Source organism: Erwinia sp., assembly GCF_049696395.1.
GTDB lineage: Bacteria > Pseudomonadota > Gammaproteobacteria > Enterobacterales > Enterobacteriaceae > Erwinia.
This window is the reverse complement of the sequence record NZ_JBAVTT010000123.1, coordinates 1-9225: the sequence shown is the minus strand read 5'-3', so window position 1 is coordinate 9225 and position 9225 is coordinate 1. Positions and strand designations below refer to the sequence as shown.

Annotated in this window: 11 protein-coding genes; 8 read left to right on the top strand and 3 right to left on the bottom strand. The window is 52.2% G+C overall.

Translation table 11 applies throughout. The annotated features are described in order from the left end of the window. The 3 genes from WCC56_RS15745 to WCC56_RS15735 all read right to left on the bottom strand — a co-directional run. Positions 1 to 311 (bottom strand): ZinT/AdcA family metal-binding protein (locus tag WCC56_RS15745; protein ID WP_424693284.1); only part of this gene is annotated, 311 nt, incomplete at its 3' end. A gap of 187 nt (positions 312 to 498) precedes the next feature. Next, the gene (iraP, locus tag WCC56_RS15740; RefSeq protein ID WP_424693283.1) at positions 499 to 849 is read right to left on the bottom strand and encodes an anti-adapter protein IraP; all 351 of its coding nucleotides are present in this window, start codon (positions 847 to 849) and stop codon (positions 499 to 501) included. A gap of 141 nt (positions 850 to 990) precedes the next feature. Then, the gene (locus WCC56_RS15735; RefSeq protein ID WP_424693282.1) at positions 991 to 1668 is read right to left on the bottom strand and encodes a GntR family transcriptional regulator; all 678 of its coding nucleotides are present in this window, start codon (positions 1666 to 1668) and stop codon (positions 991 to 993) included. Positions 1669 to 1800: 132 nt separating this feature from the next. Between WCC56_RS15735 and WCC56_RS15730 the strand changes: the two genes are divergently transcribed. The 8 genes from WCC56_RS15730 (at position 1801) to WCC56_RS15695 (ending at position 9102) form a co-directional block, all read left to right on the top strand. Then, a complete protein-coding gene (locus WCC56_RS15730; RefSeq protein WP_424693281.1) occupies positions 1801 to 2511 on the top strand; it encodes a DUF2848 domain-containing protein in 711 nt (236 codons plus the stop codon). 43 nt (positions 2512 to 2554) lie between these two features. Next, positions 2555 to 3916, top strand: a complete 1362-nt coding sequence (locus WCC56_RS15725) for an amidase (RefSeq protein WP_424693280.1) — start codon at positions 2555 to 2557, stop codon at positions 3914 to 3916. A gap of 58 nt (positions 3917 to 3974) precedes the next feature. Next, on the top strand, positions 3975 to 4622 hold the full coding sequence (locus WCC56_RS15720; RefSeq protein WP_424693279.1) for a hypothetical protein: 648 nt from the start codon (positions 3975 to 3977) through the stop codon (positions 4620 to 4622). Further along, positions 4619 to 5947 (top strand): MFS transporter, encoded by a 1329-nt coding sequence (locus WCC56_RS15715; protein ID WP_424693278.1) that lies wholly within the window; start codon positions 4619 to 4621, stop codon positions 5945 to 5947. Before WCC56_RS15720 ends, WCC56_RS15715 begins: the two co-directional genes overlap by 4 nt. A 175-nt stretch (positions 5948 to 6122) precedes the next feature. Beyond that, positions 6123 to 6350 (top strand): hypothetical protein, encoded by a 228-nt coding sequence (locus tag WCC56_RS15710; RefSeq protein ID WP_424693277.1) that lies wholly within the window; start codon positions 6123 to 6125, stop codon positions 6348 to 6350. A 624-nt stretch (positions 6351 to 6974) separates the two neighbouring features. Further along, a complete protein-coding gene (locus tag WCC56_RS15705; protein ID WP_424693276.1) occupies positions 6975 to 8372 on the top strand; it encodes a sugar porter family MFS transporter in 1398 nt (465 codons plus the stop codon). 38 nt (positions 8373 to 8410) lie between these two features. Continuing rightward, the gene (locus WCC56_RS15700; protein WP_424693275.1) at positions 8411 to 8842 is read left to right on the top strand and encodes a PTS sugar transporter subunit IIA; all 432 of its coding nucleotides are present in this window, start codon (positions 8411 to 8413) and stop codon (positions 8840 to 8842) included. A gap of 104 nt (positions 8843 to 8946) precedes the next feature. Then, entirely contained in the window at positions 8947 to 9102 is a 156-nt protein-coding gene (locus WCC56_RS15695; RefSeq protein ID WP_424693274.1) for a helix-turn-helix domain-containing protein, read from the top strand. Positions 9103 to 9225 lie beyond the last annotated feature (123 nt).

Sequence of the window (9225 nt, the reverse complement as noted above, 5' to 3'; positions counted from 1 at the left end):
TTCGTGGCGTACCCTTTGCGGTAATACGCCTTAATCTCTTCGAAGGTTTTCCCTTTATCCTTCTCTGCTTTTTTCCTGAACACCGGATCAAGATCGCCGCTCTGCAGCAAAGGATAAACGGATTGCCACATGCCATCCCAATCCTCCAGCTTTCTGTCCTTCACGTTGTTGTTGTCAAAGACTCCCTCAGCAGCCTTCTGCTCTACTTCTGTCATCGGCGCACCGTGGGAGTGGTGACCATGCGACAAAGCCTGTCCGCTGACGATAAGACTCCCCAGCGCTAAAGCAAATTTTCCAAAGTGACCAGCCAAAATTGAACCCTCAATAAGTAACAGAAGGTTAAATGTTATGATATAACATTACACAATTCAAGCGCACTTAGTGAAACAGAGGTTGTTAGCGCCTCATGCAGGGCTTAATTTTAGGGGATACTTGCGATTTACAGGTCGTTAAGCGTTGAAGAGAGCAGCGAATACTCTTCTTCAGCCTTGCCAGCCCTTATTTCGGCTCTGGCAAGGCTTCTACAGAGTCATCACCCAAGGAAGCTAAAGCTTCTTCATCAAGTTCTGCGTCAGCCTGTTCGATAAGACGAGTGACCTCCAACAGGTTACGGAATTCGGTCAGCAGAATATCCGCATCGGACCTGAGGACATCTTCCGATGAATCCAGCACCGAGTTAATGGCTTTATTGACGCTCTCCACCATTCTGGTCATCCCGCCGTTTTTGCCGACGGTCAGCGTCAGCGCACCAATCAATAACGACTGCGCTTCCACCTGTGCGGTTAACTGCTTGGATTCGGCATCCATTTTTGAAATTTTGGCGAGCATGCTGAAGATGACATTTTTCATTGAAGATCCCCCTGGAAGTGAAGGCTATCTTACCTCTGTCGAAAGTTTACTCAAGATGGGGGAGGAAGATTTTTTGCAGATAAAGGAACGAATGCAGGGTGCAGCCCGCCAAACGATAAGGAGGGCCGCGAGATCAAGAAATTATCGGCTCAGTAGCGCATGCCTGAAGGACAAAATATGGATTTCGGCGGCCGTGGCGGCAGCTTCACCGTCCTGTGCAGCAAGCGCGCTAATAATCGCCCGATGCTCCTCAATAACTTCCTGCATGTGCCCTTCTTTCGACAGCGAGCTGGCCCAAAAGCGCTGTGACTGCGCATGCAGCACGCTGAGAATATCCATCAGCATTTTATTGCCGGAAATGGTCGCCAGGAGCTGATGAAACTGATTATCCAGCTGCATCATCTCATCGCGATCGCGCCGTTCACTGGCCTTTTCAATCTGCTGATTGATCGCTTCAAGGGCCGAAAGTTCTTCTGCAGAAATCCGTGAACTGGCCAGCCGCATACACAGCATTTCGTTAGCCAGCCTGACTTCAATCAATTCTAACGCGTCATCTACCGACAGCGGCGACACCATGACGCCTTTGCGAGGAATAATCTGCAACAGCCCTTCGTTGGCTAAACGGTGAATGGCCTGATTAACAGGCGTCCTCCCCATCGCAAGGTCGCTCATCACCTGCGCGGTATTCAGATATTCCCCTGGCTTGTAACTCAGAGTGACCAACGCCTGCCTGAAACGGCTATACGCCTGTTCGTTTAACGATAGCCCTGACTGTTCGCTCACCGGTCGTTCCTCCGTTTCTGTGACATCAGTCTTCATATCCAGCGCGTGCTGTGAAGATTTTTAGACATTCTACACAAAACATGGCACGAAAATCGCTTATTTAATAAATGAAGTTATAGTGAAATTTCACTGTATTTTTTCGAGACTCGCGCCTGGAGGGCTTTTACCATGAAACTGACATTTACCTTACCGACAGCTTATTCAATTGATAATGATGACAAAAATGACAAAAACAGCCTGACGGTCGATATCGACAGGTTGGTGATTGCCGGATGGGCAGGACGCGATCCTGAGGCTATCGCGCACCATATTAGTGAACTGGAAGAGCTAGGTGTGCCCCGTCCAAGTGCAGTGCCGCTTTTCTATCGCGTTGCCGCTAATCAGCTGACCCAAAGTAAATCGGTAGAAGTGATTGGCTCCGCCAGCTCTGGTGAAGCCGAAGTCTTTATTTTCACCCATCAGGGCGAAGTGTATGTGTCACTGGCCTCAGATCATACCGACCGCGAGCTGGAGTCTCACAGCGTGGCGCTTTCCAAACAACTGTGCGTCAAACCTGTTGCTTCACAAGCCTGGAAAATGAGTGAGGTTGCGGAACAGTGGGACCAGCTGATCCTGCGCGCATGGATAAAGGAAGACGGCGAGTTCCGCCTGTATCAGGAAGGCACGTTAGCCAGCCTGCGCAAACCTGATGATCTTTTAAGCCGTTACCTGCTTGACGGTGAAGTGCCGTCAGACGGGCTTGGCATGACCTGCGGCACGGTAGCGGCAATAGGTGGCATTCGTCCTGCAACGGACTTCCGGATGGAATTGGTAGATGAGCAAGTGGGCCGCCGCATTTCTCATCACTATCAGAGCGTTGAATTACCCGTAATCGCCTGAGCCTGACCGCAATTACCCTCTAATTGAAAAAGGGAGCATCGCCATGAATTCTCACTCTTCTTTAAACCTGCAGCAGGCAGGTGAACAACTGGCGCTGGGTGCCGTGACGTCAGCCCAACTGACCGAACAGGCCCTGGCTAAGATCGCCGACAGCGAAGGTGAAGGCGCTCTGGCCTTCACTCAAGTGTATGTCGACTGGGCACGAGAACAGGCTGCCGCGTCTACTCAGCGCCGGGCTTCCGGCAACACACTTTCCCCCCTTGATGGCGTCCCTATTTCGATCAAAGACCTGTTTGATGTGCAAGGTGAAGCCACGACAGGCGGCTCCACAGTACTGGCCGATGCACCTGTTGCCGAAGCTCACGCAGCCATTGTCGACAGGTTACTGAAAGCCGGAGCGGTGATCGTTGGTAAAACCAATATGACCGAATTTGCCTACTCCGGACTCGGCATTAACCCCCATTACGGAACGCCAGCGAATCCCTGGGACCGCGCAGCACGCCGCATTCCTGGTGGTTCATCTTCTGGCGCAGCGGTGTCGGTAAGCGATGGCATGTCTTTCGGCGCCATCGGCAGCGATACGGGGGGATCGGTTCGTATCCCGGCAGCCTTCTGTGGCCTGACCGGATTCAAACCCACCGCCCGCCGAATTTCACTGGCTGGTGTGTTGCCTCTTTCTGCTTCACTCGACTCTGTCGGCACGATTGCCCACGACGTGTTGAGCTGCGTTGCTCTGGATGCAGTGATAGCAGAACAGCCGTTATCGCTGACGGTAAAAAATCTCGCCGATGCCCATTTTGCTGTTCCCCAAACGGGGGTGCTGGACGGCCTGGACGCTCAGGTTTCAGCGGCTTTTGAGCAGGCAGTGCGGGCCCTGAAGCAAGCTGGAGCACAGGTTTCTGAAATCCCGCTGACCGAACTCGCCGAACTCGCCGCGATTAACGCCGCCGGAGGTTTTACCGCGCTGGAGTCCTGGAAATGGCATAAGCCGCTTATCGGGCAACGCGCTGAAGGTTATGACCCGCGCGTAGTCTCGCGTATTCGCCGCGGTGAAGCGCTGGGAGAAACCGATCGCCAGCAGCTGGTTGAACAACGCGCCGACTGGCAAAAGCGAGTCAGCAACAAAGTGCAGCAGTACGACGCGCTGTTAATGCCAACCGTCCCGTTTATTGCCCCTACCCTTGCTGAACTTGAAACCGATGACGAAGCCTATTTCCGCGTTAACGGCGCGGCCTTGCGGAACCCTTCGGTAATCAACTTCCTTGATGGCTGTGCCGTCTCTTTGCCTTGTGCGGCAAAAGGCGAGGCACCCGTCGGCCTGATGGTGGCCGCATTGCCCCTGCAGGACGAGGCGCTGATGAGCTGGGCTCTGGCGATCGAAAACGTCCTTAAAACGCAGCAATAGCGCATCGCTCAAAGATTTATCCCTTTTAACCATGACACTGAAAACGGCAGGATTAACGATGACTTCTCCAAAAACTCAGGGCATGCTTTTTGTCGCCACCGACGTCGCCGCTCAGGATGAAGCGGATTTTAACCAATGGTACGATCGCGAACACGTTGAAGAACGTGTAAGAATTGAAGGATTTCTGTCAGGCACGCGTTATCAGTCGCTGCAAGGCGGCCGAAAATATCTTGGCCTGTATAAGACGGCGTCGCTGGAAAGCTTCACCTCTCCCGCTTATCACGCCGCGTTTACGCAACAAACAGCATGGTCACTGGCTTGCCTGCAAAAGATGCAGTCACCGATGCGCCGTGTCTGCGCCATTAGCGCCCAGGTTGGAAGGGGAAGTGGCAGCCATCTCGCTATTTTGACACTGGCGGCCGGTACCGCAGAAAGCCAAATCGTAGCCCTTGGGGAAGTGCTGTTTGCTCAACCCGGTTTTATTCACTCAAGCCTGTTAACGCCGGACGCTGCGCTCAGTACCCCGCTGCCCAAAGAGTCCCTGGAAAACCGTCAGCTACTGCCAATGATGCTGATTGAAACCAGCAGTGCTGAAGCCTCGCAGCGCCTGGCCTCTCAGGCCTGTGAAGCGTTGGCTGTCCGGTTGGATACGGTGATGCACTACGGTCTGGGCTGGCAACTGACCGCACAGGAGGTGAAATCATGAGCCTTTCTTCCACTGATGAAACCAAAACATTGCCAGCAAAATCGGCCCCGGCTGAATACTCTTCGCCCAATACCGGCCGTCTCGCCGCGGCCAGTTCAATAGGCACAGCCCTTGAGTGGTACGACTTTACTGTCTACAACATCATGGCGGCATTGATTTTCAATCACGTCTTTTTCCCGTCGTTCGACCCGCTGGTCGGCACCATTCTCGCCTTTTCGACCTATGCGGTCGGCTATGTCTCACGCCCGATTGGCGGCATGATATTCGGCCATTTGGGCGATGTGCTGGGGCGTAAGTTTGTGCTGGTGACTACGCTTGTGATCATGGGCGTAACAACGGCGCTGATGGGGCTGCTGCCAGGCTACGCCAGTTGGGGGATCTGGAGTCCCTTGCTGCTGGTCAGCCTGCGTTTTATTCAGGGCATTGCCCTTGGCGGAGAGTGGGCTGGCGCGGTCCTGCTTTCTATGGAACACGGCAAACCTGAACAACGTGGCCGCAACGCTTCCTTTGCGCAAGTCGGCCCTTCCTGCGGCACACTGATTGGCACCGGGCTTATCACGCTGGTCACGCTGTTTCTGTCGCCAGAAGACTTTCAGCTGTGGGGCTGGCGTATTCCCTTCGTGCTGAGTCTGTTACTGGTCATCTTTGGCTTGTGGCTGCGGCGCGGCGTGGGTGAAACACCCGCATTCCTTGCCTTAGAAAAAGCGAAAAACACCACTCACACCCCGATTAAAGAGGTGTTCACCCAGCATCTTCGTCCACTGTTGGTGGCTGGCGGTGCCCGTATTGGATCAGACGTGCTTTACGCGTTGGTGGTCGTCTTTACGCTGACTTACGTCACCACCGTGCTGCATTTACCGCGTCCGCTGGCGTTGATGGCAACCATGCTTGGCGCGCTGGGCAACGCCATCACCGTACCGATGTTTGGCGCGCTGTCTGATAAATGGGGACGTCGCCCGGTATATATCATGGGCGCTGCGCTGGCTATTCTCTGGTCCTTCGTGTTCTTTATGCTGCTCGACAGCGCCCACCCTGTGCTGATCTGCCTGGCCGTTATTGGTGGCCTGCAGGTTCACGCCATTATGTACGGCCCACAGGCGGCGTTTGTCACTGAACAATTCCCTACCCGCGTGCGTTACGCTGGCTCTTCGTTAGCTTATACGTTGTCAGGAATTGTTGGCGGAGGCTTCGCTCCCTTAATTATCACCACGCTGTTCACGGAGTTCAGCACTACGTTAGCCGTCTCTTGTTATGTCTCGTTAGCGCTACTCATTACCCTACTGGCGGTATTTGCAGCCAAAGAAACGGCCAAAAAACCGTTGTAACAGCGCTCTTTAAGTAAAGTAATACCGGGCTTGCGCCTGACTGAGGTCGGCGCAAGTTTCGCACCAGACCTGGCATCTGGATGGGACGAATTGCTCTCTGTTTATGCTGGTAGTCCTGTAAAAAACAGCGCGGTATACTGCCCGGGACCTAAAACTGTTACAGGGAGCACAGACAATGATTTATGACATCTTGATTTTAAAAGGGACTGGCGGTGAATTTGTCAGCTTCCAGCAGTATGAGGGTGGCCCAACTTTCCCGGCCCAACTGACCTTTGATGATGAGCCTTATGACTTAACGTTGTTTAAGATGGGTGAGCAGAAGTACCTGATAGCGCATAATCAGCCGATCGAGAATGACGTGGCAGAAGAGGTCATTGGTCAGTTTTCACCAAAACCCCTCTAAGTGCGGTTCCAGCCATAATAAGCCACCTTAGGGTGGTTTTTTTATGCCTGAGTCTTACCAACCTCCCTGCCCCGCTAACCGTCATGCTGCCCCCAGCCGATGGGCAAATCCCCTCTGGCAAAGTGAGTGGCACAATCAACATCACAGGATGTTTGCTCGCCCCTGTCACCCTGTAAATTCCAGCGGAAAGGCCTACTTTTTGTAATGGAATTTTTCTTCCAAAATAAACACAAAATGAATTATTAACATTCAGAAAACAGGGTGTGAATGGAGGGATTTTCCAACGACTAGCTGGGAAAAAACGCAGAAGTTCAACTGGATGATTTTAAATCACCATAAATCAGTGGATTATGAACTTAAATTAAAACAGTGAAAATTAAGCCATGATCTCAAACCCCACCTCAATGAAATCAATCAATCGCAATGTGACGTAAGTAGAATTTTTATTTCAAACATAATGCTATCTTCTTAACCGATATCGCTCGGTGAGTGCCTCACCGCTGGATAGCCAAAACGGGTTCCCAGTCAGCCATTGGCACCCGCCGCAGGAGAGGAAAGAAGTAGACGTCATGTGGTGTAAACCCTGCTGGCTTTGAACGGATAATCAAATAAAAAGGTAAAAACATGTCTTTGGTGATGCACCTTAATCAACAACAGAGAAAACGATTACATCAGATTGCCCTGGTCGCTACGTTTGGAGGTTTGCTTTTTGGTTATGACACCGGAGTCATTAATGGCGCGTTCTCTTCACTGAAAGAAAACATGGCCCTGACGCCAACGTCGGAAGGCCTGGTCATGAGTGTGCTGCTGATTGGTGCCGCCATCGGGAGCGTCTGTGGGGGAAAGCTGGCTGACTTCTTCGGCCGTAGAAAATATTTACTCTGGCTCTCCGTCGTCTTCTTCCTGGGGGCTATCTGCTCCGCCATGGCGCCAAACGTCACTACTCTTCTGATCGCCAGATTCATCCTGGGCTATGCCGTAGGAGGGGCATCGGTCACTGCCCCCACGTTTATATCCGAAGTAGCACCAACAGAAATGCGAGGCAAACTCACCGGGCTGAACGAGGTGGCTATCGTCATTGGTCAGCTGTTAGCCTTCGCTATCAATGCGGCAATCGGCTTTGTCTGGGGTCACCTGCCTGAAGTCTGGCGTTATATGTTACTGGTGCAGGCGATCCCGTCGGTGTTCCTGCTGGTCGGGATGTGGCGTTCACCAGAAAGCCCTCGCTGGCTGATCAGTAAAAACCGGCGGGAAGAAGCTCTGGAAATCCTGAAGCAGATCCGTCCGGAAGCGCGTGCTGTTAAAGAATATGAAGACATCATCACGCTGATGGAGATCGAAAAAGAAAAGAAGCTGCACACCAAAGGTGCCATGGAGATTATCTTCAATACTCCCTGGATCCTGAAATTACTGTTGGTAGGCATTGCCTGGGCAGCCATTCAGCAAACGACCGGCGTTAACGTCATTATGTATTACGGCACCGAAATCCTTAAAACGGCCGGATTCTCTGAACGAGTGTCGTTGATCTGTAACGTCCTCAATGGGGTCTTCTCCGTAGGGGGAATGCTGTTTGGCGTACTGTACCTGGTTGACCGTTTCAAACGCAAAACGCTGATCGTGTCTGGTTTTGCGCTGATGGCGACGCTTCATCTGCTTATCGCCGCGGCGGACTATTCTCTGACAGGCGATATGAAGGCCACCACCATCTGGCTGCTGGGCGCACTGTTTGTTGGCGTGATGCAGGGGACATTGGGCTTCCTGACCTGGGTGGTGCTGGCGGAACTCTTCCCGCTGAAAATCCGTGGCCTGTCGATGGGCATTTCGGTGTTCTTTATGTGGGTGATGAATGCCATCGTCAGCTATCTGTTCCCTGTCTTGCAGGCGAAGCTGGGCCTCGGGCCGGTATTCCTGATATTCGCCGTCATCAACTATCTGGCCATCATCTTTGTGGTGAAAGCGCTGCCGGAGACGTCGAATAAATCGTTAGAACAACTTGAAGAAGAGCTGTCTGCAGGTAGCTGAGACCCTCACGCTTTGAAAAAAATGAATGGAGACGGGCAATGATAGATACGATTACCGTAGAGAACCTTCATCTGGGATGTCAGGCAAAAAACAAAGCCGACGTTTTAGCGATGGTGGGAAAAGAGTTTAAGGCCAAGGGGTATGTCAGCCAGGACTGTGTCGCTTTCCTTAGCGAAAGAGAGCATCAGGTCTCTACCTTTCTCGGCAATGGGATTACCCTGCCCCATTTACCTAAATCTCAGACCCACATCATCCTTAAAACCGGCGTGGAGATCTTCCAGTTCCCCGACGGGGTGATCTGGGACAGAAGCAACGTCATGTTTATTGCCATTGGTGTGATTGCCAAAGAGAAAGAACATATTGATGTACTGAAAGACGTGGCGTCGATTTTCAGCGATGAAATCATTTCCAACGCGCTCTCATTAATCTCCAGCAAGACCGACTTCCTGCGTATTCTGAATCGTAAATAGAAGCCTGCCCCACGGAATTGTCAGTTCTGTGGGGATTTTTTTGTCCAACGCCAGTTCAGGAGTCGTGCAATATTGAATCCTTATTGCCTGACAATTGAGCGTTTATGCGCGAACAGAAGTTACGGCAAGCAGCACAGCAACTTCGCGAAACGAATTTAACCGTTATGAATATCGCTCTAAATTTTGGATTTGAGACGCAGCAAGGGTTTACCCGTAGATTTTCACGGGTGTACAAGTTGCCCCCGGGAGCCTACCTGTAGAATATGCACCGCTGCCTGCAAGCAAGTGATCCCATTCGGCAGCAGGCCAGTCCTGCTGCTGAATCTATACGGGTAAGCATAAAATCCCTGCGTAGCATTGCCTGATGCCAGGACTTGGCGCCC

Coding starts and splice junctions, on each gene's coding strand:
- WCC56_RS15700 (WP_424693275.1), top strand. CDS start 8,411: ATGATAGATACGATTACCGTAGAGAACCTTCATCTGGGATGTCAGGCA.
- WCC56_RS15715 (WP_424693278.1), top strand. CDS start 4,619: ATGAGCCTTTCTTCCACTGATGAAACCAAAACATTGCCAGCAAAATCG.
- WCC56_RS15735 (WP_424693282.1), bottom strand. CDS start 1,668: ATGAAGACTGATGTCACAGAAACGGAGGAACGACCGGTGAGCGAACAG.
- WCC56_RS15705 (WP_424693276.1), top strand. CDS start 6,975: ATGTCTTTGGTGATGCACCTTAATCAACAACAGAGAAAACGATTACAT.
- WCC56_RS15695 (WP_424693274.1), top strand. CDS start 8,947: ATGCGCGAACAGAAGTTACGGCAAGCAGCACAGCAACTTCGCGAAACG.
- WCC56_RS15720 (WP_424693279.1), top strand. CDS start 3,975: ATGACTTCTCCAAAAACTCAGGGCATGCTTTTTGTCGCCACCGACGTC.
- iraP (WP_424693283.1), bottom strand. CDS start 849: ATGAAAAATGTCATCTTCAGCATGCTCGCCAAAATTTCAAAAATGGAT.
- WCC56_RS15710 (WP_424693277.1), top strand. CDS start 6,123: ATGATTTATGACATCTTGATTTTAAAAGGGACTGGCGGTGAATTTGTC.
- WCC56_RS15725 (WP_424693280.1), top strand. CDS start 2,555: ATGAATTCTCACTCTTCTTTAAACCTGCAGCAGGCAGGTGAACAACTG.
- WCC56_RS15730 (WP_424693281.1), top strand. CDS start 1,801: ATGAAACTGACATTTACCTTACCGACAGCTTATTCAATTGATAATGAT.